The organism is Actibacterium sp. EMB200-NS6 (genome assembly GCF_001305615.1).
Classification (GTDB): Bacteria; Pseudomonadota; Alphaproteobacteria; order Rhodobacterales; family Rhodobacteraceae; genus Actibacterium_A; species Actibacterium_A naphthalenivorans.
Window position 1 is genome coordinate 91,272 of record NZ_CP010870.1, and the last position, 20,547, is coordinate 111,818.

The 20,547-nt window shown below is 62.0% G+C and carries 14 protein-coding genes and 7 pseudogenes; 15 read left to right on the forward strand and 6 right to left on the reverse strand.

Features of this window, described 5'->3' with window-relative positions; genetic code table 11:
- Positions 1–156: 156 nt before the first annotated feature.
- Complete coding sequence (gene istB, locus TQ29_RS18110; protein WP_054540564.1) at positions 157–915, reverse strand: IS21-like element helper ATPase IstB; 759 nt, start codon at positions 913–915, stop codon at positions 157–159.
- Positions 916–1,009: 94 nt separating this feature from the next.
- On the opposite strand from istB (TQ29_RS18110), the pseudogene TQ29_RS20450 reads away from it, so the two are divergent.
- The 4 genes and pseudogenes from TQ29_RS20450 to TQ29_RS20810 all read left to right on the forward strand — a co-directional run.
- Positions 1,010–1,313: pseudogene (locus TQ29_RS20450) on the forward strand (transposase); the annotation flags it as partial.
- Between the two features lie 154 nt (positions 1,314–1,467).
- Positions 1,468–2,703, forward strand: coding sequence for an IS21 family transposase (gene istA, locus TQ29_RS18120; protein ID WP_054540566.1), 1,236 nt, complete (start codon positions 1,468–1,470; stop codon positions 2,701–2,703).
- Positions 2,700–3,542 (forward strand): IS21-like element helper ATPase IstB, encoded by an 843-nt coding sequence (istB, locus tag TQ29_RS18125; RefSeq protein WP_054540567.1) that lies wholly within the window; start codon positions 2,700–2,702, stop codon positions 3,540–3,542. Before istA ends, istB (TQ29_RS18125) begins: the two co-directional genes overlap by 4 nt.
- Before the next feature lie 79 nt (positions 3,543–3,621).
- Positions 3,622–3,756, forward strand: a pseudogene (locus TQ29_RS20810) (IS256 family transposase); the annotation flags it as partial.
- On the opposite strand, the gene TQ29_RS18130 reads toward TQ29_RS20810, so the two are convergent.
- Entirely contained in the window at positions 3,741–3,965 is a 225-nt protein-coding gene (locus TQ29_RS18130) for a hypothetical protein (protein WP_054540568.1), read from the reverse strand. The pseudogene TQ29_RS20810 and the gene TQ29_RS18130 sit on opposite strands and share 16 nt — an antisense overlap.
- Positions 3,966–4,042: 77 nt before the next feature.
- On the opposite strand from TQ29_RS18130, the pseudogene TQ29_RS20815 reads away from it, so the two are divergent.
- Positions 4,043–4,202, forward strand: a pseudogene (locus tag TQ29_RS20815) (integrase core domain-containing protein); the annotation flags it as partial.
- Between the two features lie 228 nt (positions 4,203–4,430).
- On the opposite strand, the pseudogene TQ29_RS18135 reads toward TQ29_RS20815, so the two are convergent.
- Positions 4,431–5,630, reverse strand: a pseudogene (locus TQ29_RS18135) (PQQ-binding-like beta-propeller repeat protein); the annotation flags it as partial.
- A gap of 108 nt (positions 5,631–5,738) precedes the next feature.
- On the opposite strand from TQ29_RS18135, the pseudogene TQ29_RS18140 reads away from it, so the two are divergent.
- Positions 5,739–6,005 (forward strand): annotated as a pseudogene (locus TQ29_RS18140) (IS21 family transposase); the annotation flags it as partial.
- Positions 6,006–6,066: 61 nt separating this feature from the next.
- Here TQ29_RS18140 and TQ29_RS18145 read toward each other — a convergent pair.
- Positions 6,067–6,633, reverse strand: a complete 567-nt coding sequence (locus TQ29_RS18145; protein ID WP_054540570.1) for a recombinase family protein — start codon at positions 6,631–6,633, stop codon at positions 6,067–6,069.
- Between the two features lie 140 nt (positions 6,634–6,773).
- On the opposite strand from TQ29_RS18145, the gene TQ29_RS18150 reads away from it, so the two are divergent.
- The 3 genes from TQ29_RS18150 (at position 6,774) to TQ29_RS18160 (ending at position 11,295) form a co-directional block, all read left to right on the forward strand.
- Positions 6,774–9,725, forward strand: coding sequence for a Tn3 family transposase (locus TQ29_RS18150; RefSeq protein WP_054540571.1), 2,952 nt, complete (start codon positions 6,774–6,776; stop codon positions 9,723–9,725).
- A gap of 80 nt (positions 9,726–9,805) precedes the next feature.
- Positions 9,806–9,976, forward strand: a complete 171-nt coding sequence (locus TQ29_RS21195) for a hypothetical protein (RefSeq protein WP_255353472.1) — start codon at positions 9,806–9,808, stop codon at positions 9,974–9,976.
- Positions 9,937–11,295, forward strand: a complete 1,359-nt coding sequence (locus tag TQ29_RS18160; RefSeq protein WP_054540573.1) for a GntP family permease — start codon at positions 9,937–9,939, stop codon at positions 11,293–11,295. Before TQ29_RS21195 ends, TQ29_RS18160 begins: the two co-directional genes overlap by 40 nt.
- Positions 11,296–11,385: 90 nt before the next feature.
- On the opposite strand, the gene TQ29_RS18165 is transcribed toward TQ29_RS18160, so the two are convergent.
- Both TQ29_RS18165 and TQ29_RS20455 read right to left on the reverse strand, forming a co-directional pair.
- Positions 11,386–12,177: an MBL fold metallo-hydrolase gene (locus tag TQ29_RS18165; RefSeq protein ID WP_173585986.1), complete on the reverse strand. Its 792-nt coding sequence runs from the start codon at positions 12,175–12,177 to the stop codon at positions 11,386–11,388.
- 35 nt (positions 12,178–12,212) lie between these two features.
- Positions 12,213–12,482: pseudogene (locus tag TQ29_RS20455) on the reverse strand (transposase); the annotation flags it as partial.
- 65 nt (positions 12,483–12,547) lie between these two features.
- Between TQ29_RS20455 and TQ29_RS18170 the strand changes: the two are divergent.
- The 6 genes and pseudogenes from TQ29_RS18170 to TQ29_RS18200 all read left to right on the forward strand — a co-directional run.
- A pseudogene (locus tag TQ29_RS18170) lies at positions 12,548–12,904 on the forward strand (transposase); the annotation flags it as partial.
- A 74-nt stretch (positions 12,905–12,978) separates the two neighbouring features.
- Positions 12,979–13,736 (forward strand): IS5 family transposase gene (locus tag TQ29_RS20460; RefSeq protein WP_157445669.1). Its coding sequence is split into 2 segments (ribosomal slippage): positions 12,979–13,315 and positions 13,315–13,736, totalling 759 coding nucleotides; the frame shifts between segments, so codons are not numbered across the junction.
- A 99-nt stretch (positions 13,737–13,835) separates the two neighbouring features.
- Positions 13,836–14,861, forward strand: coding sequence for an IS110 family transposase (locus TQ29_RS18185; protein ID WP_054540619.1), 1,026 nt, complete (start codon positions 13,836–13,838; stop codon positions 14,859–14,861).
- Positions 14,862–15,738: 877 nt separating this feature from the next.
- A complete protein-coding gene (locus tag TQ29_RS18190; RefSeq protein ID WP_255353473.1) occupies positions 15,739–18,630 on the forward strand; it encodes a monovalent cation/H+ antiporter subunit A in 2,892 nt (963 codons plus the stop codon).
- Between the two features lies 1 nt (position 18,631).
- Positions 18,632–18,997 (forward strand): Na+/H+ antiporter subunit C, encoded by a 366-nt coding sequence (locus TQ29_RS18195; RefSeq protein WP_054540576.1) that lies wholly within the window; start codon positions 18,632–18,634, stop codon positions 18,995–18,997.
- Positions 18,994–20,547, forward strand: coding sequence for a monovalent cation/H+ antiporter subunit D (locus tag TQ29_RS18200; protein WP_054540577.1), 1,554 nt, complete (start codon positions 18,994–18,996; stop codon positions 20,545–20,547). Before TQ29_RS18195 ends, TQ29_RS18200 begins: the two co-directional genes overlap by 4 nt.

Sequence of the window (20,547 nt, forward strand, 5' to 3'; positions counted from 1 at the left end):
TCCCTTATCTTTCTGAAACAGGCTGTGGGGCTTGGCCTGACAACGCCGCTCTTACGTCGGATCCGAAACTGCGAGTGCCCGAATTGTTGGTTTCCGCGCAGAACTGAGCCGGTTTTTCCACCGAGAAGTGAGCCACCTCTGAGTATGGTTTTCTGATCAGGCTTTGGTCAAGGGATTGGTCTCTTCTCCTCTCTTCTGCGCTGCTGCGGCCGAGCTGGCCTTGAAGCGGAAGCTGTCGTTACCGGTTTCCAGGATGTGGCAACGGTGGGTCAGGCGTTCGAGCAGAGCTGTGGTCATCTTGGCATCGCCGAAGACGGTGGCCCATTCGCTGAAGCTGAGGTTGGTGGTTATGACGACGCTGGTGCGCTCGTAAAGCTTGCTCAGCAGGTGGAAGAGCAGCGCTCCGCCGGAAGCACTGAACGGAAGGTATCCGAGTTCATCGAGGATCAGCAGATCGAGACGGACCAGCGTCTCGGCGATCTGACCTGCCTTGCCCTTTGCCTTCTCCTGCTCGAGCGCGTTGACCAGTTCGATGGTCGAGAAGAAGCGGACCTTTCGGCGGTGATGCTCGATAGCCTGGACGCCGAGAGCAGTCGCGACGTGTGTTTTACCTGTGCCCGGTCCGCCGACGAGAACAATGTTCTGCGCTCCGTCCATGAACTCGCATCGATGCTGTTGGCGCACCGTCGCCTCGTTGATTTCGCTGGCGGCGAAGTCGTAGCCGGAGATATCCTTGTAGACTGGGAAGCGGGCAGCCTTCATGTGATAGGCAATCGAGCGAACCTCGCGCTCGGCCATCTCGGCTTTCAGCAACTGGGACAGGATCGGCACGGCCGCATCGAAGGCTGGTGCTCCTTGCTCGATCAGGTCGGTGACGGCTTGGGCCATGCCATACATCTTCAGGCTACGGAGCATGATCACGACGGCGGCGTGTCCGTCGTCAGAACATTCGGCACAACTTGCGGCGTAAATTAGCGGAGTACGGGCTTCGTCCGGGGTTATTATTTAGGAGCAGCGGTGCTGGCTGCACAAGACCATGAACGTTCTAAACGCGCTGCCGAAATCGGTGCAGGCCAGGGCCAAAGGCCGAAGCCAACGTCGCCTTCAACGTCTTCGTCGAAACCTATGGCGTGAAATGGGACAAGGCGGTGGCCAAGCTGGTCAAGGACCGGGACGCGCTGCTGACCCTCTACGATTATCCGGCCGAGCACTGGAAGCATATCCTGACGTCAAATCCGATCGAGAGCACCTTCGCTACCGTCCGGCACCGCACCCGGCGAACCAAGGACTGCCTGAGCCGAAAGACCGGACTCGTGTAAGTGGCCGGTTTATCTTCCCCAGAACGGGCAGCTGAATTTTCCCCAGTTGTGGCACTGAGTGGCCAATTCTGAGGGGGCATGCCCCCTCAGAATTGGCTTTCGCCAAAAAAGCACCCGGAATGCCTCCGACCAGTGTGGAGGGTGCCGGGTGATCCAACTGAGAGAAATTGTGTTGATACATGATTTGAAACGCCAGGGCCTGAGCGTGAGCGCGATCGCCCGGCAGATGGGCTGTGACCGTAAAACTGTCCGCAAGTATCTGGACCTTGGGCTGGAGCCCCCGATCTATGGGCCCCGCCCGCCACGAGGCAGCAAACTTGACGGATATCATGCCTATCTGCGTGATCGGGTCGCGGATTTCCCGGAGCTTTCGGGGCGTCGGCTATTCCGGGAATTGCAGGGCAAGGGCTATGAGGGCAGCTATACAACCCTGAAGAAATACCTTCGCACGGTTCGCCCCCCGCTCACGGCGCGCTTCGAGCGTCGGTTTGAAACGCCTCCGGGCAAACAGGCGCAGGTCGACTTCGCGGAATTTGTCGTGGAGTTTACCGCCGAGCCCGGCATCATCCGCAAGGTCTGGCTGTTCAGTCTGGTTCTGGGCCACAGCCGATGGATGTGGGGGCAATTCGTTGCCAGCCAGAACCTGCAGTCCGTCATGCGCTGCCATATCGCAGCCTTTGAAGCCCTGGGCGGGGCGCCGGAGGAGATCCTCTATGATCGTATGAAAACAGCGGTGGTCGGCCAGGACGCCGCAGGCGTTGTCACCTACAACACCTCTCTGGTGGCGCTGCTGAACCACTACAGATCGGCCCCGCGCGCCTGCAAACCGTACAGGGCCAAGACGAAAGGCAAGGTCGAGAGGCCATTCCGCTATATCCGGCAGGATTTCTTTCTGGCCCGTGACTTCCGTGATCTGGCGGATCTGAATGACCAGTTCACAGCCTGGCGGGAAGACATCGCCAATCCCCGGGTCCATGCCACCACGCATCGGGTCGTCGACGAACATTTTGCCGAGGAACAGCCCTTTCTGATCTCCTTGCCGGCCTTGCCCTACGATGCCGTGCTGACCGTCGAACGGCGTGTCAGCAAGGATGGCATGGTCTCGGTCGACGGCAACTTCTACAGCGTCCCCGACACCACGCGCAGGCGGATGCTCGAGGTCCAGAACCATACCCGCGACATCAGGATCTTCGAGGATGGCGTGGAGATTGCCCGCCACCCTGTCCTGGAGGGCAAGAACCAGCGCCGTGTCGATCCCAGCCACCGCAAGGCGCCGCCGAAGCGACCGGTCGCACGCCCCGAGCGTCCACCGGGCCTGCGCCGCTCCCTGGACTTCTATGACGCCGTCGGTCGGCGACTGGCCTCCGGAGAGGTGCCAAGATGAACGGGGTGCTGGACCGCGTTCGGGGCGCCCTCGTCGGCCTGAAAATGCCCCGTGCCCTGGAGGCTCTGGATCATACCCTGCATCGGCTGGAGCAGGGCGAAATCACAGCGCTGGAGGCCATCGATATCTTGCTGAGTGAGGAATACTCGACCAGGGAAACCCGGCGGATCGACGTGGCCCTGAAAACCGCGCGGCTTGTTCCGATCAAGACCCTGGAGGGGTTCGACTTCAGCTTCCAGCCTTCCATAGATCGGGAAAGGGTGGCCGCTCTGGCACAGCTCGACTTCATCCGGCGTGCCGAGGTCGTCCATTTCCTTGGTCCGCCTGGCACCGGAAAATCGCATCTGGCCACTGCTCTGGGGGTCGCTGCAGTAAAGGCAGGTCGGAGCGTCTACAGAGCCACCCTGGCAGAGCTGGTCGAGGCCCTGTCCAAGGCCGAGCAAGAAGGGCGGCTGTCCGAGAAGATCCGCTTCTATGCCCGGGCCTCACTGCTGATCGTCGACGAGATCGGCTACCTGCCGATTACCCAGGGCGGTGCCAACCTGTTCTTCCAGTTGGTCAATGCCCGCTACGAAAAAGGAGCCATGATCCTTACCTCGAACCGCGGCTTTGCCGAGTGGGGGGAGGTCTTCGGGGATCCCGTCGTCGCGACGGCACTGCTGGACAGGCTGCTTCACCATGCTGTCGTCCTGCAGATCGAAGGCGCCAGCTATCGGCTCAGAGGGCACGCTGACCTCATTCCCGAATACGTGCGCTCCAATGCCCCCATCGCCCCACCCCCGCCACCAAAGCGCCGGGGACGGCCGCCAAAAATCAAAAATGGAGCTGCTAGTCTCTGATCCCCGCTGACAACCGGGACGCCAAACTGGGGAATTTTACGTTGCCCGTTCTGGGGATTTTTGAGGTGCCATTGACAGACTCGCCATGGCCTTCCGGCTTATGATGTCGGCGCAGAAGAAATGGCGAAAGCTCGACGGTCGGAACCGCCTGCCAGAGGTTATCAGCGGGGTTGAGTTCCGCGACGGGGTTCGCCACATTCAAGCTGCCGCCTGATCAAGCGTCACCAACTTTCGCGCATATCTTAGCGGCCCCGCCTCGAGGCCAACCCTGACGAACTCTCCCGCCGCTTCGCGCAGCGCGTCGGCGATGGCGTCGGGGTCCGAGGCAGCCTTCGTCGCCAGAACCCTACGGCCTTCCTCATCCACCACACAGATGCTGGTCAGTTCCAGCGACACATCCAACCCGACATATTGCGCAACCAACTCTGATCCTCCCTAGCTTAATACCTGCCGGAAAGGAGATCACCGGCAGGACCGGGAGCGAAGCCCCGATACGCCATCTGAACGGTGAGATCTTCTACACGCTGCACGAGGCCCAGATCCTGATCGAGAGATGGCGTCGCCACTACAACGCTGTCAGGCGCGCACAGCGCCCTTGGGTATCGCCCGCCGGCGCCCGAAAGCATCGTCCCGATAGGCCAGAGACCGACCATGCACTAACATTCAACCCTGACCACTTGATGGGGGCAGACCAACTGAAGATCGTAACGGTCACCGATCGCTGGATTGGTCAGCACAATCTCAATCTCTTCTGCGTAGCCTTGCCAGGCGTCCGCGTTTTGGCGTCGAAGAAGGCGCGGCGGTTCATCCAGGGTTCCGGCCCGGCTCATACGTGGAAAATTCCTCTATCCCGGCTGTTCAGATCTCCGCAGCCACCGCTGTCTGTGATTATGGCAAGGCGAAGGCCATGACATAATCACCCTTGTCAGCCGAGTAGGGCGCGCCGCCGACCGAGATCAGGACATATTGTTTACCCGTCTTGGGGGAGACATAGGTAATGGGCGTGGCGCTCGACCCGACCGGAAGCGCATGGCGCCACAGCTCCTCGCCTGTCTCTGCATCATATGCCCGCAGGTAGTAGTCCTGCGTTCCGGCAAAGAACACCAACCCGCCGGCCGTCGAAATCGTGCCGGCATAGGTCGGCAGGCCGAGGGGCATCGGCAGATGCGACCTGATCCCCAACGGCCCCAGTTGTTCGGCCGTCCCGGCCGGGACCTGCCAGGCAATCTTGCGGGTGTTCATGTCGATGGCGGTGATCGTGCCAAAGGGCGGGGTCACACAGGGCACCCCCAGTGGCGAGACCCACATCTCGGTCGCCATGCCGTAGGGCGTGCCCTTTTGCGGCGACGGGCCGTGGCCGGTGCCATCGGCATGGGCCTTTTGGGCAAACTCCGGATAGTCGTCGCGCGGGACCAGCGAGAAGATACTCGGCGCGCGGATGTCATTCACGAAGATGCGGTTGTTCGGAATGTCAACGGAAACGCTGCCCCAGTTCATGCCGCCGATATTGCCGGGCTGTTCGATGGCATAATCCAGTCCGATCGGAGTGAAGTCCCCGTCATAGCGCAGTTGCCGGAAGGCGATGCGGCAGGCGAGCTGGTCGAACATCGTCATGCCCCACATGCGGGCTTCGGTCAGCCGTTCCGCACCGATGGTGGGCATCCCGACCGAATAGGGCTGGGTTGGGGCGAGACGTTCTTCCGGCACTTGGCCGGTCTGGGGAACAGGCTTTTCCGCGACCTCGGCAATCGGCTCGCCTGTGGTGCGGTCCAGCAAGAAGATCTGGCCACGTTTCGTGGTCTGCATCACGGCTTTCTGAGTGCCGCCCGAGCCATCCGGCAGGTCCAGCAAGGCAGGCTGTGCGGGCAGGTCATAATCCCAGAGGTCATGGTTCACCGTGCGGAACTTCCAGCGTTCGCGACCAGTGTTCACGTCCAGCGCGACCAGCGAGGCATTGTATTCATCCGAGAACGCCGGGCGTTCTGCCCCGTAGTAATCGGGCGTGGTGTTCCCAAGCGGCGCATAGATCAGCCCCAGCTCGTCGTCATAGGCGGCTGTCGTCCACATATTGGGCGTGCCATGGGTGTGAACCGGCATGCAAAATTGACCCCGTAGCGGGGTGATCGGCGTCCAAAAATGACCCCCTTACACTGATGTGGATGATGCCCCCGAGGTCATCGGGGAGCACAGTGTGGGATGTTGGTCGTGGAGACGATAGCGAAGATCCGACGGGCGTATTTTCAGGACAAGAAGTCGATCAAGCAGATCTGCCGGGAGCTGCGAGTATCGCGGAACACGGTGCGCAAGGTGATCCGGTCCGGTGCGACGGAGCTCACCTATGAGCGAACCATTCAGCCGTTGCCGAAGATCGGGCCTTGGCAAGACATGCTCGACGAGATGCTGGCGGTGAACGCGCGGAAGCCCAAGCGCGAGCGACTGACTCGCATCCGCATTTTCGAGGAAGGCCCCATCGGAAGGTTTCTTCGTAGAACCACGCTAAGGAAGAACGAAGCCTGAACATGGCTTACAGCGTGGCATTTCTGATCGCCTTGTAAGCTGTTGATCTGCCTATGCCGAGGTGTTTTGCGGCTTGAGCGACGGATTTACCTGCGCCGACGAGATCTTGGAGGGCTGAGATTGTCTCGGGTTGCAATGGCGGGCGCCCAGGGATGCGGCCATGCTTTCGAGCGTTGATCAGGCCGTCTTTGGTGCGCTCAGAGATCAGGCGGCGCTCGAAATGCGCAATGGCCCCGAAGACATGGAACACGAGCTCTCCGGCGGCGGAAGTCGTATCGATCCGCTCCTCGAGGCTGATCAGATTGATCTCTCTGGCTTTGAGGCCGTCGACGGTTTCCAAGAGTTCCTTGAGCGAGCGCCCCAACCGATCGAGGCGAATGACGGCGAGGGTGTCGTTGGGTCTGGCCTGATCAAGCAAGGCTGTCAAACCGGGCCGGTTGAACGTTTTGCCGGAGATCACGTCTTCGAACACGCGAATAGCGCCGTGTTGTAGCAGCCGATCTTTCTGTCCGGACAAATCTTGGTCGACGGTCGAGACCCTTGCGTATCCGAGGATGTCGCCAGTGCGTGGCATGGTGTCTCCAAAATGGCCGTTTTAGGCCCTGATCGCAGGTGGTTACCCTAATCCCGGATTTGTGCAGGATATCTGTCTTTTTAACAGTCTCTATAATATTGGGCGTCTTCAAACTTGCAACAACGTTTTGAGGACGCCTTATGGCCCGTAGACTTCTTTCCTCCCGCGCGTATGCGGACCTCTTCGGGGTGCCGACAGATTCTGAAGCCTTGATCCGTCACTATCTGCTGAGCGGAGATGACATTGATCTGATCCGTACTCGCCGCCGCGCCGAAAACCACCTTGGCTTTGCGGTGCATATTTGTCTGCTGCGCTACCCTGGTTTGGGGTGGAGCGAAGGCATCATGCCGCCAGATGAACTGATCGCCTGGCTTGCAGAGCAACTTCAGATCGATGCTTGTTCTCTCGGTGAATATGCCGTCAGGCGAAATACGCGGCATGAACACCATGCCCTCGCGATGCGCCATTTGGGTCTGTCCCCTTTCGGATCTGAACATGTGCAGCAGGCGGAGGATATCGCCACGAGGGCGGCCTTTGCGACGGATCATGGCGTGAAGATTGTCGAGACGCTGATTGCGGACCTGCGCAAGCACCGTTTGGCGCTGCCGAGCGTGGACACGCTTGAGCGCCTCGCCTTGAAGGGCCGGGCGCGCGCGCGAAGGGAGGCTGCCGCGGCGCTGTTTGATGCCCTCTCACTGGAGCAGCGTGACCATTTGCAGGCGCTCTTGGTGAATGACCCGTCCGTAGGGCAAACGCGGCTCACGTGGTTGCGCGGCTTTCCGCACTCGACCAGCCCGGCCAGCATGGCCGCGCTTCTGGACCGTTTGAAATATCTGCGATCATTGAATCTGCCGCCAGATCTTGGCCAGGGTCTGCACCCGGACCGGCTGCTCAAGTTCGCGCGCGAGGGTGCTGTAGCGCCCGTGAGCTTGCTGAACGACTTTGGCGAGCGGCGGCGGATCGCAACACTCGCGGCGCAGATGGCGGATTTATCCGTCACGATCACCGATGCGACCATCGCCATGTTCGAGCGACTGACCGGCCAGCTCTTCTCAAGATCCCGCAACCATCAGGAGGAGGTTTGGCGTATGGGGAAGACTCGGGTTGGCAAGCTGATGCAGCTCTTCGGCGCATCCATTGATGCCATGGCCCGCGCACAAGACCTGGGGCAAGACCCCTTTGCTGCGCTGGATGCGGATGTCGGATGGGATACGCTCCTGGGCAAGCGTGACGAAATTGCCAGCTTCGGAGAGCTGGCAACCAGTGACCCGCTTTCTCTGGCGGCCGAGCGCTATGCGTATATGCGCAAGTTCGCCCCTGCCTTTCTGGAGGCCTTCCAATTCAATGCGACCGATGCGGGGGATGATCTCAAGGACGCCATCGCCTTGCTGCGGGATCAGAACCGCACCGGCAAACGCAAGTTGCCCGATGATCTGCCCATGCCGTTTGCCGCCAAGCATTGGCCGTCGCTGATCGTCCAAGGCGGTCAGCCACAACGGCGCGTGTATGAAACCGCTATTGTGTCCACCTTACGAGACCGCCTGCGAGCCGGGGATGTCTGGGTCGACGGCAGTCGTGAGTATCGCCGGTTCGACAGCTACCTGATGCCCCGGGACACGGCTGAAACTGTCATGCGGGATGCAGGTTTCGAGACCGATCCGGACGCGTGGCTGGCTGATCGCCGGAGCATGTTGGCGAAACGTCTTGACCAAGTGGACCGCGCCTTGAAACGCAATGCTCTTATCGGCGTCCGTATCGAGCGTGGGCGGCTGAAAATCACACCACATGATGCGGTGACACCTCCTGCTGCGGTGCGTTTGGAACGGGCCATCGACGCCGTGATGCCGCGTATCCGCATCACAGAGCTGCTTTGGGAGGTGAATGCGCAGACCGGGTTCCTTGATGCCTTCACTGACCTGCGGTCTGGCAAGCAGCACGATGAACCCGCTGCAGTTCTGGCCACGATCTTGGCTGGAGCCACCAATCTCGGCTTGGAGCGGATGGCCCACGCCTCATCGCGTGTCAGCCATGCGCAACTGACCTGGGCGCAGACATGGTACCTTCGGCCCGAGACATTCGCGGATGCCTTGGGCCGCATTGTCGATGCCCATCATGGTCTGCCCTTCGCGCGACACTGGGGCGCGGCTGAGCACAGCTCATCAGATGGCCAGTTCTTCTCTGCCAATCGTGGCAGCGGACTCATCAATGCCAAGTACGGGCCTGACCCCGGCCTGAAAATCTACTCTTTCCTGTCGGGCCAGTACGGATCGTTCCATTCCAGCGTTATCGGCGCGACGGCGGGCGAAGCGCCCTTTGTGCTCGACGGTCTTCTGGGCAATCCGGCCAGTTTTGACCCCCTCGTTCACTACACAGATACCGGCGGCGTGTCGGACCACGTCTTTGCCCTGTTCCATCTGTTGGGGATGACGTTTGCCCCGCGCTTGCGCGACTTTCCCGACCGGCGGTTGGCGTGCTTCGGTGGCGCGAAGGCGTGGCCTACCCTGTCGCCTCTGATCGGGAAGCCTATCAATGAAGAGGTGACCCGGCAGCATTGGGGCGACGTCATGCGACTCGCGGCCAGCATCCGCGACAAGTCTCTGAAACCGTCTGAAATCCTGCGAAAGCTTGGGGCGTACCGCCAGCAAAACAGGCTGTATCTTGCCCTCGGTGAAATCGGTCGGATCGAACGCACACTCTTCATGCTTGACTGGATCGAGAACGCCGATCTGCGCATGGAATGCCACGCAGGCCTCAACAAGGGCGAAGCGCGGCACTCGCTGGCCAGGGCCGTCTTTGCCCACTCACAAGGGCGCATTCATGATCGTTCTGACGCGGCTCAACAGAAACGGGCCATGGCGCTCAACCTCGTCATCGCCGCCATCACGTTCTGGAACACGATCTACATGGACAAAGCGGCCAGCCACCTCGCACAGGCCAGCCCGCTCTACGACGCCAAGCTGCTTCCGCATACCTCGCCGCTCGGGTGGGAGCACGTCATCCTATCCGGCGACTTCGATTGGCATTCTGGGACCGCTGACCGCAAAATTGCGCGGCCGCTGAACATCAGACCAGCCAGAGACTGGGAAACGTGAAGATGTTCTCTGAAAGTTCCCCCTTAGCGTGGTTCTACGAAGAAACCTTCCGATGGGGCCTATATGGGCTATGGGTCCAAATGAGCCAGTACACGGTCCTGTTCGACGCGAATGGTCGCTATCCAGCTCCGATGCGCGACGCGCTGATCAAGCTCAAGATTGGCACAGGTGCCGTCACCGGCTATGCTGCAACGCAGCAACTGGAGAATGCATGGCGGTCCTTCTTATCCTTCTGGCGCTTGGCCTGCTGATTGCAGGCGCATGGGCGGGCCTTTCCGTGCTGGTTTTGGCACCGCTGTTGGCGGTCCTAGCGGCCCTCGCGGCGGACGCGCCCGTGCTTGCGGCCTATACGCAGGTCTTCATGGAGGCGGCCGGGGGGTTCGTGGTGTCCTTCTTTCCACTGTTCCTGCTGGGGGCGCTATTTGGCAAGGTGATGGATGCTTCGGGCGCGGCTCAGATCTTGGCGCGCGCGATCGCGACGGCAGTCGGGCCTGCGAACGCAATCCTCGCGGTGGTTCTGGCCTGCGCGGTGTTGACCTATGGCGGAGTGTCCCTGTTCGTCGTGGCCTTTGTTGCCTGGCCTCTGGCGCGCGCGCTTTTTGCCGAAACCGGTCTGCCCGCGCGGCTGATTCCTGCGACCATCGCGCTGGGTGCCTTCACCTTTACGATGACTGCGCTGCCCGGCACACCGTCGATCCAGAACGCGATTCCCATGGCGACATTCGGCACCACGCCCTTTGCGGCACCCGGCCTTGGGCTGATCGCGGCCGCGGCAATGCTGGGGCTGGGCATGATTTGGCTGCGCTATCGCGCGCGGGCACTTCAGGCCGATACGCCGCCCGTGATGCCCCCAGCGTCGCTCGGGGACGTACCCATGCCCCTTTGGGCTGCAGTTGCGCCGATCCTGTCTGTCGGGGTGGTAACGTTGGCCATGGGTTGGATGGTTCTGCCTGCCCTCCAGACGGGATACCTTGCCTTGCCACAGTACGGCGAAACGGACCTTGCGCGCGTGGGCGGGCTTTGGTCAGTCATCACCGCGCTGACTGTCGCACTGGTGCTGGCGCTGGTGCTCAGCCGTCCGCCAGAGCTGATGAAGACACTAAACGAGGGGGCGGAGTCCGCCTTGCTGCCCTTGTTCAACACGGCAAGTCTGGTCGGATTTGGAGCGGTGATCGCCACCTTGCCCGGCTTCGAGGTGCTGCGACAGGGTCTGGACGGGCTCGCGGGCGGGAATGTCGTGGTGACGGCGGCGCTTTCGTCCGGGGCGCTGGCTGGCATTACCGGATCGGCATCGGGCGGCATGTCGATTGCGCTGGACGTGCTGGGGCCTTCGTTGATGGCGCAAGCGGTCGCGCAAAGCGTCGATCCCGCGCTGTTGCATCGGGTCGTTTCGGTGGCGACCGGGGGTCTTGATACGCTTCCGCACAACGGGGCGGTCATCACGCTTCTGGGCATCTGTGGTATGACCCACCGGCAAGCCTATGGCGATATCTTCATGGTGGCGGTGCTGGCCCCAATCCTTGCCTGCGCCTTGATCATCGTGCTGGGAAGCACGTTTGGCAGTTTCTAGGACGTTGTCATGCCGCGAGGCCACCCAGCGTGGCGCAACGGTCGTGCAGCCGTTCCGACTGCGGCAGTCAAGGGTGAAACCCGAAACAGACTATTGCGGTCTCGTCGGCACTTCCTCCCCGTTTCGAAGCGCCTTCTGGAGCCGGCGGATAAGCACGCGCCTTGCCTTTTCATCCAGGCTGGAAAGGAGGGCGTCGTTGATGTCCAGGAACAGGCGCGACGCGTCGTTGTGCCAATCGAGGCGCGCGACCTGTTCACCAGGAAGCCGGGGTAGCTTAGGAGTGGCAAGGTGTTGTGCGCCGGTTGCGGTCAGGACGAAACCCTCATCCAGTTCCGGTCGCAGGACATTTTGGGCATCGACGATCCCGGCGAGCCGCGCCGCGAGTCCCTGCATGGCGGCTTCTTCACCATGGACCAGAAAAAGCTGGTGCCGGATCGGTAGCCGTTCCTTGATCCAGTCGCGCAATTCGGTGCCGTCGGCGTGGCCGGAGTAGAGATCCAACGACCGGATCCTCGCACGCACCGCGAATTCCTCGCCTTGGATGCGCACCGACTTCGCGCCGTCTTGCAAGATGCGCCCCAGTGTGCCCACCGCCTGAAAGCCGGTGAACAGAACGGTGCCCTCGTCGCGCCAGAGCCAGTTCTTCAGCCGGTGCCGGATGCGCCCCGCGTCGCACATGCCCGACGCGGCGATGACGATGTGAAATCCCTGTACTCGGTCAAGTGCGATGCTTTGTTCACGCGTCTCGGTGAAATGCAGGTGTCGTGACTTCAAGCCACGCATCAACACCGCGCCTTCCTCCAACTCTTTGTGATGCTTGGCGAAGACCCGCGTTGCTTTTGTGGCAAGCGGGCTGTCCACGTAGATCGGGATCTGCGGCAAAGCACCTGTCGCGTAGCCCTTAATTGGGCTCTGCCTCAATCTGTGTGGCGGAACGGTAGCATTCTCGCGCGCAACAATTCTGGACCGGCTCGGCCATACATGGCGCGTTTGAGGGTCTTCAGACGATTGATCTGACCTTCTGCTTGGCCGTTGCTCCAAGGCATCTCGATGGCGTTTTTGACAGCATCGAAGTCCCGATTCAATGTGCGGGCAAAGCGCACGATAGGCGCCAGATCGGTTTCGATCGCGGCGTCAATCCATGCAGGGAGCGGGTCTGCTTCGCGGCCACGCAGGATACCGTTGAACGGGCTTGTTGCACATATCGGTGAGAGGGATTCATCTCGGGAATCCTGATGGTTAGATCGATGGCATGCCCAAGCCTGCCAACACCCGCTACCGCACGACGAACTGGTCCGACTATAACGCCGCCCTGAAACGGCGAGGATCGCTGGCCATCTGGTTCGATCCGGCAATGCCCTGGAAGGCAGGCCGAAGCGGCAAGCGTGGCCATCCCGAGACCTTCTCCGACAGCGCCATTCAGACCTGTCTCACGCTGAAAGTCCTGTTCGGCCTGCCGCTTCGGCAGACCGTCGGCCTCGTTGCGAGCTTGATCGAGATGGCCGGTCTCGACTGGCCTGTGCCCGACTATTCGACGCTATGCCGGCGTCAGGCACGGATCCAGGTGCAGATCCCGTATCGGCGCTTGGGCCAGCCACTGAACCTCCTAGGCTCAGGACCCATTAATCGGCTTGCGGCGCCACTGGCGGCGTGATTCACGCTCTCCAACTATAGGAGGGTGTGGTGAGCAATCTTTTCTGGCTGAGCGACGAGCAGATGGCGCGGCTCGAGCCGTTTTTTCCGAAGAGCCATGGCCGCCCACGGGTCGATGATCGTCGTGTTCTGAGCGGGATAATCTTCGTCAACCGCAATGGGTTACGCTGGAGCGATGCACCGAAGGAATACGGTCCAGCCAAGACGCTCTACAACCGCTGGAAGCGTTGGAGCGAGATGGGGGTGTTCGCCCGAATATTCGAGGGGCTGGCGGCCGAAGCGGTGGAGCCGACGACTATCATGATCGATGCGACCTACCTGAAAGCACACCGCACGGCCTCAAGCCTGCGGAGTAAAAAGGGGGATGCGGGCGTCTGATTGGTCGCACCAAGGGTGGGATGAACACCAAGCTCCACGCGGTGACCGACACGAAGGGACGCCCGATCAGGTTCTTCATGTCTGCCGGTCAGGTTAGTGATTACACTGGCGCGGCAGCCCTTCTGGGCGGCCTGCCAGCTGCGCAGTGGCTACTTGCTGACCGAGGCTATGATGCCGATTGGTTCCGCGAAGCCTTGCAGGACAAGGGGATCAGGGCCTGTATTCCTGGCCGCAAGGCGCGCAGGAGCCCCATCAAATACGACAAGCGTCGCTACAAACGCCGCAACCGGATCGAGATCATGTTCGGCAGGCTCAAGGACTGGCGACGCGTGGCGACCCGCTACGACAGATGCCCGAAGGTCTTCCTCTCCGCCGTCGCTCTCGCCGCAACTGTGATGTTCTGGTTATGAGATGCCGTAACGGGCCGGACGCTTCACGACCGTTGCCGCTTGCCGGATATCGCACTTGCAGCTGCCATTCCCGTATCAGATTTTATGGAGGTTGACGGGATGAAGCTGTTTGTCGGGCTGGACGTATCGCTGGCGAAAACTGCGGTCTGCGTGCTCACGGAGCATGGAAAGATCATAGAAGAGGTGGAGGTGATCAGCGAGCCGGAGCCGCTGATCAGCTTGCTCGAGGGTCTCGAAGGAACCGTAGAAGCGGTCGGTCTCGAAGCTGGTCCGCTGTCGCAATGGCTGCACCGTGCGATGAAGGAGATCGGCCTGCCTGCCGTCCTGATGGAAACGCGGCAGGTGAAGGGCGCACTCAAGGCCATGCCCATCAAGACCGACAGGCGCGATGCGGAAGGGATCGCGCGCCTGTTGCACCTCGGCTGGTTCCGGCCGGTCCACTGCAAGTCGGTCTCTGCTCAGGAGGTGCGCGCGGTTTTGGCGGCGCGCAAGGCCATCCAGGGGAACATGATCGCCTTGGAGATGTCCCTGCGCGGGCTGCTTAGGAACTTCGGGCTCAAGGTGGGCGCCATCTCGCGCGGCAGGTTCGAGGCGCGGATCTGGGAGCTGGTCGAAGGGAACACGATGCTTGAAGCCGCGGCCGCACCCATGCTGCGGGTTCGCGCGGCCTTGCGCCAGGAGCTGGCAGGGCTGGAGAAGCTGGTCCGACAGAAGGCTGCCGAAGACCCCGTTTGTCTGCGCTTGATGACCATGCCGGGCGTTGGAGCCGTCGTCGCACTTACCTTCCGATCCGCCGTCGATGACCCGTCGCGCTTCCGTTCTTCGAAGAATGTCGGTCCTTGGGTTGGTCTAACGCCCTCTCGCAGTCAGTCTGGAGAGCGGGATGTATCAGGCGGCATCACCAAAGCCGGGGATGTGAACCTAAGGCGTGCCCTGTGTCAGGCTGCTACGGTCATGCTGAATCGCGGGCGTGGCAACGCACTACGAACATGGGCATCCCATGTTGCCAAACGCCGCGGACGGAAACGCGCGATGGTTGCCCTGGCTCGCCGTATTGCTGTCGTGTTGCATCGCATGTGGATCGACGGATCGACCTTCAGGATGGAGGTTGCGCCGACCAATTGAGCCTGACCGCTTCGCCTGCCTGATTGTAGGCTCACGAGGTCCCGTAGGGACGCGGTTCCGGTGATGTCGGGGTCTGGACAGTCGCCAGCCACGCTGAGCACGCCAATGAGATGGACACGCCGGAACTGCATCGAACCAGCATCATGTCGGCAGCCCTCGCGGCTGACCACGGACCGAAGCATGTTCCCCAAGGATCTCACGAACGAGCCGCGAGACGTCGAGCGGATCGACTGAGCAGGAATAGCCCGTCGGCGGGGCCAAATCGCTTGGCCGAAATCTCTTGACTAAGAGAGACCCGTTACCGAAGTCCTGAGCCTAGGCAAAACGGACTCGCAATTGCCTTGCGCAAACTTGGGACCGGGCATTTGCCTGCCGCGGGCCGGATTGCGGTTTGGCCGGCTACATTTCGGATCCGCTGGAAATTTTCCGGCGGAGTTATGTGAGCGCCGGGAAAATTGGGTCAAATCGGGCCGCGCGGTCATTCTGCCCTTGGCGGCATACAGCCAGCCGTGGTCTAATGGCAGAAACGTGCCATCAACCAACCAGATCAGCAGGTGCAGCGAGTGCTTGAATTACGCCAGTTCCTGTCCACCGATGCGGCGCAACCCGCGAGCAAGTCTACACCGCGCCGTCAGGGACCATGTTTCTGATCTGATGGCTGTTCATGTAACGACCCGCATCACCTCCTTTGCAGGGCCCGGCGCCTTCACTGCCGATCTCGTGCGAAATCCCCCGGTTAACTTTCTGATTACACGCGGAACCGACGTCAGATGACTACAGTTTCACTTGCTTCTCCTAGGAACCGAGACTCCAAGCGCCGACCAGCGCGCCGATCCGTTAGGGGTTCAGGTGGCATATTTCACCTGAAGGCGATGCCGTGAACGGACAGGAAGCCGCTGTCGTCGTGAACGACCCTTCGCTCATCATCATCGCATTGCTGCCGTTCATCGGGGCATTGCTGCCGGGGATGATGATCCGCGCCGGCCGGAACGCCTGCGCGATCTTCACCGCGCTTCCGACGGTATTGTCCCTGATCATGCTGCTGCTGCTCGCGCCCTCCGTGATGGCCGGGCAGATCATCACGGTGGAACTGTCCTGGCTGCCGCAGCTCGGCCTGTCGGTCGCGTTCTTTCTCGATGGTCTCGGTCTGCTGTTCGCGGCGATGATCCTTGGCGTCGGCTTGCTGATCACGCTTTACGCCCGGTTCTATCTTTCGGGCGATGACCCGATGGGGCAATTCTACACCTATCTGCTGCTGTTCCAAGGGGCGATGCTGGGGATCGTGCTGTCCGACAACATCCTGCTTCTGCTGATTTTCTGGGAACTCACCAGCCTGTCCTCCTTCCTGCTGATCGGCTACTGGAAACATCTGCCCGAGGGCCGGCAGGGCGCGCGGATGGCACTGGCGGTGACCGCCGCGGGCGGGCTTGCGATGATCGGCGGCATGCTGATCCTGGGCGAGATCGTGGGCAGCTACAAGCTGACGGACATCCTGGGGGCGGGCGAGGCGATCCGCGCGTCGGACTGGTACATGCCGGCGCTGATCCTGATCCTGCTGGGCGCGTTCACCAAATCGGCCCAGTTCCCGTTCCACTTCTGGCTGCCGCATGCGATGGCCGCGCCGACGCCGGTCTCGGCCTATCTGCATTCCGCGACCATGGTGAAGGCGGGCGTCTTCCTGATGGCGCGCATGTGGCCCGTCCTGGCGGGCACCGAGGCGTGGTTCTACATCGTGACGACCACCGGGCTGGTGACGATGGTGCTGGGCGCGCTGATCGCGCTGTTCAAGGACGATCTCAAGGCGCTGCTGGCCTTCTCGACGGTCAGCCATCTGGGCCTGCTGACGATGCTGCTGGGCTTCGGCACACCGATGGCGGCGGTGGTGGCGGTGTTTCACATCATCAATCACCTGACCTTCAAGGCCGCGCTCTTCATGACGGCCGGCATCATCGACCACGAGGCGCATACCCGCGATATCAAGCGGCTTGGCGGATTGCGAACGCTGATGCCGGTCACCTTCGTCCTCGGCACGATCGCGGCGCTGTCGATGGCGGGGATACCGCTGCTGAACGGCTTTCTGTCGAAGGAAATGATGCTGGAGGAGGCCTCACATACCGACTGGGCGGGCAGCCCCTGGGCGCTGCCCGTGCTCGCCACGCTGGGCGCGCTTCTGTCGGTCGCCTATTCCTTCCGCTTCATCGTGCATGTCTTTTTCGGCCGGGTGCGCGAGGACTATCCCCACAAGCCCCACGACCCGCCCTTCGGTCTGTGGATCGCCCCGGCCCTGCTGGTCGGCCTAGTCGTCCTGATAGGTATCCTGCCGCACGTCGCGGAACCGCTGGTGCGCGTGGCCGCGGGTGCGGTGACCGGGGGCACGTTGCCAGAGTTCCATCTCAAGATCTGGCACGGGATCACACCAGCGCTCTACATGTCGGTCATCGCGGTTCTGGCCGGCGCGGCGCTGCTAGCGGCCCACCGTCCACTGGACCGGGCCTGGATCGCCGCACCCAGGCCCGAGGCCAAGGCGATCTTCGACGGTCTGGTCGGCGGGGCGGTCGGCCTGTCGCGGTGGGTCACGCAGCGGACCCATGACGGCGCGATGTCGCGCTACCTTGCGATCTTCGTCGGGTCCACCACGCTGCTTGGCTATCTCGCGTGGCGCGGCGGCGGCATGCCGCCTCAGACGCGTGAGATGCTGCCGGTGCCGCCGTTGGTCCTGGTCGGCTGGGTCCTTCTGCTGGTGGCGGCCGGATCCATGGCGCTGATGCATCGCAACAGGTTCCGGTCGCTCGTCGTGATGGGCGTGATCGGCCTGACCATCTCGGTCGGTTTCGTCTACCTCTCGGCGCCCGACCTGGCACTGACCCAGATCTCGGTCGAGACCGTGACCATCATGCTGCTGCTTCTGGCGCTTCATTACATGCCCAAGGCTTCGCCCGTCGAAAGCTCGGCCGGTCGCCGGATCAGGGACGGCGTGATCGCCATCGCCGGCGGGGCGGGCGTGGGCGCGCTTGCACTGATGTTCCTGTTGCGCGACACGCCGACGATCTCGGATTATCACCTCGCGAATTCCTACGAGGGTGGGGGCGGCACGAATGTGGTGAACGTCATCCTTGTCGATTTCCGCGGCTACGACACCTATGGCGAGATCATCGTCCTCGGTATCGCGGGGCTTATCATCTATGCGGTGATGAAGGCGCTGCTGAACGGTCCGGCGGCACGAAAGCTGCGCAACACCGACTACTCGCTCGACCGCTCCCGGGACCGGCATCCCCTGATGATGGTCATCGCCACTCGCGTGATGATGCCGATCGCCATCCTTGTGGGGGTCTACATCTTCCTGCGCGGCCACAACCAGCCGGGCGGCGGATTCGTGGCCGGTCTCGTCGTGTCGATCGCGCTGCTCATGCAATACATGGCGTCGGGCTTCGCCTGGACCCAGAGCCGCCAGAAGATCGAATATCACGCCATGATCGGCTGGGGCGTGGTGATCGCCGGTCTGACAGGGGCGGGCGCATGGTTGGGCGGCAAACCATTCCTGACCAGCGGCTACGATTATTTCCACTTCCCCCCGATCGAGGAATTCGAGCTTGCCACCGCGATGCTATTCGATCTTGGCGTGTTTCTGGCGGTTCTGGGCGCGGTGATGCTGATGCTCTACAGCCTGTCGCGCATTGCACGATATGCGGGCGAAACCGTCAATCGCGAGCCGATGGATTACGACCCCTCCGCGGACCGGACGACACGCACTACCAAGGAGCAGGAATAGCATGGAGTTCATCGTGGCGAGTTCCGTAGGCGCTCTGACGGCGGCGGGGATCTACCTGATCCTACGCCTCAGAGCGTTCTCGACGATCCTGGGACTGGCGCTGCTGTCCTATGCGGTGAATATCTTTCTGTTCGCGTCAGGCCGGCTTTCGATCGACATGCCGCCGGTCCTGTCGCCCTATGGCGAGGCGAATTATACGGATCCGCTGCCGCAGGCGCTGGTGCTGACCGCGATCGTCATCTCTTTCGGGATGACGGCGGTGCTGGTGATGGTCGCCCTCGGCGCCTATCTGGAATCGGATGACGACCGGATCGACATGGCGGAAGCGGCCGAGAACGCCGAATATGGTGCGGGGGGCCGGGAATGAACCACTGGATCATCGCCCCTGTCATCCTGCCAGCCCTGCTGGCGCCGGTCATCGGCTTCGTCATGCGCCATGACCTCCCGCTCGCGCGGACCGCCTCCGTGGCGGGAACCGTCGCGCTGCTGGTCATCGCCATAGGGCTTTTCGTGACGGCAGGAGGCGATCCGCAGGTCTACTATCTCGGCGACTGGCCCGCACCCTTCGGCATCGTCCTCGTGCTCGACCGGCTGTCGGCGCTGATGGTCCTTGTCACCACGGTGCTGGCGTTACTGGTACTTGTCCATGCGGTCGCCACGGGATGGGACGCGCGCGGGTGGCATTTCCACGCGCTCTTCCAGTTCCAGCTGATGGGGATCTGCGGCGCCTTCCTGACCGGCGACATCTTCAACCTCTTCGTGTTCTTCGAGATCCTGCTGATCGCCTCCTACGGGCTGATGGTCCATTCCGGCGGGCGTGACCGGATGCGCGCCGGGCTGCAATACGTTGTCATCAACCTGGCCGGATCGACGCTGTTCCTGTTTGCCCTTGGCGTGCTCTATTCGGTCACCGGCACGCTCAACATCGCCGATCTTGCGCTGCGGCTGCAGGAGGTGCCGGCGGACGAAGCCGCGCTGGTCCGCGTGGCGGCGATGCTGCTGATGATCGTCTTCGCGCTGAAGGCAGCCCTGTTTCCGGTGCAGTTCTGGTTACCGGGCGCCTATGCCAACGCGCCTGCGCCCGTCGCGGCACTTTTCGCGATCATGACCAAGGTCGGTGCCTATGCGATCCTGCGCATCCACACGCTGGTTTTCGGCCCAGGGATCGTTGCAACGGATGGCATGGCTGGGACATGGCTGCTTCCTGCCGCCATCGTCACGATCGCGATCGGAGCGGTCGGGGTGCTGGGCGCGCGGAACCTGCTGGCGCTGATCGCCTTTTCGGTGCTGGGGTCGATGGGCACGCTGATGGTGGCCATCTCGGCCTTCTCGCCCGTCGCGACGACGGCAGCGCTCTACTATCTCGTTCATTCCACCTTCGCGGCGGCGGCCCTGTTCCTGCTGGCCGATCTGGTGATCGCGCGCCGCGAGGCAGGCCACCTCGGCGCCCGGCCGGCGACCTTGCAGAACGGGCTGTTCGCCGCGCTGTTCTTCGCTGCGGCGATCGGTATGGCCGGGATGCCGCCGCTGAGCGGGTTCATCGGGAAACTGATGGTTCTGGATGCGCTGCGCGCACCCGGCACCATGGCCTGGGCCTGGAGTGCGGTGCTGTTCGGCTCGCTCATGACGATCGTGGGCTTCGCCCGCGCCGGCAGCGCACTGTTCTGGAAATCCACGGCCGTTCCGCTGGACGAGCCCGAGACCGCCGAGACCGACGAGGCCCCGGAAGCACCATCCGGCACCGACCGGCCCGCCGGCGCGATGGAACTGGCGCCCGTCATGGCGACGGTCGCCCTACTGGTCATGCTGACCACCTTTGCCGGGCCGCTCGTCGGATATCTCGACGGCACGACGGCACAGATCTTCGACAGGAGCGGCTATGTGACCGCGGTGCTTGGAACAGAGGGAGAGACCTGA

Bases quoted from the DNA above. Each gene is read 5' to 3' on its own strand.
- istB (WP_054540564.1), bottom strand. From the start codon at position 915: ATGCTCCGTAGCCTGAAGATGTATGGCATGGCCCAAGCCGTCACCGAC.
- istB (WP_054540567.1), top strand. From the start codon at position 2,700: ATGAACGGGGTGCTGGACCGCGTTCGGGGCGCCCTCGTCGGCCTGAAA.
- TQ29_RS18145 (WP_054540570.1), bottom strand. From the start codon at position 6,633: ATGCCACGCACTGGCGACATCCTCGGATACGCAAGGGTCTCGACCGTC.
- TQ29_RS18150 (WP_054540571.1), top strand. From the start codon at position 6,774: ATGGCCCGTAGACTTCTTTCCTCCCGCGCGTATGCGGACCTCTTCGGG.
- TQ29_RS21195 (WP_255353472.1), top strand. From the start codon at position 9,806: ATGAGCCAGTACACGGTCCTGTTCGACGCGAATGGTCGCTATCCAGCT.
- TQ29_RS18160 (WP_054540573.1), top strand. From the start codon at position 9,937: ATGGCGGTCCTTCTTATCCTTCTGGCGCTTGGCCTGCTGATTGCAGGC.
- TQ29_RS18185 (WP_054540619.1), top strand. From the start codon at position 13,836: ATGAAGCTGTTTGTCGGGCTGGACGTATCGCTGGCGAAAACTGCGGTC.
- TQ29_RS18195 (WP_054540576.1), top strand. From the start codon at position 18,632: ATGGAGTTCATCGTGGCGAGTTCCGTAGGCGCTCTGACGGCGGCGGGG.
- TQ29_RS18200 (WP_054540577.1), top strand. From the start codon at position 18,994: ATGAACCACTGGATCATCGCCCCTGTCATCCTGCCAGCCCTGCTGGCG.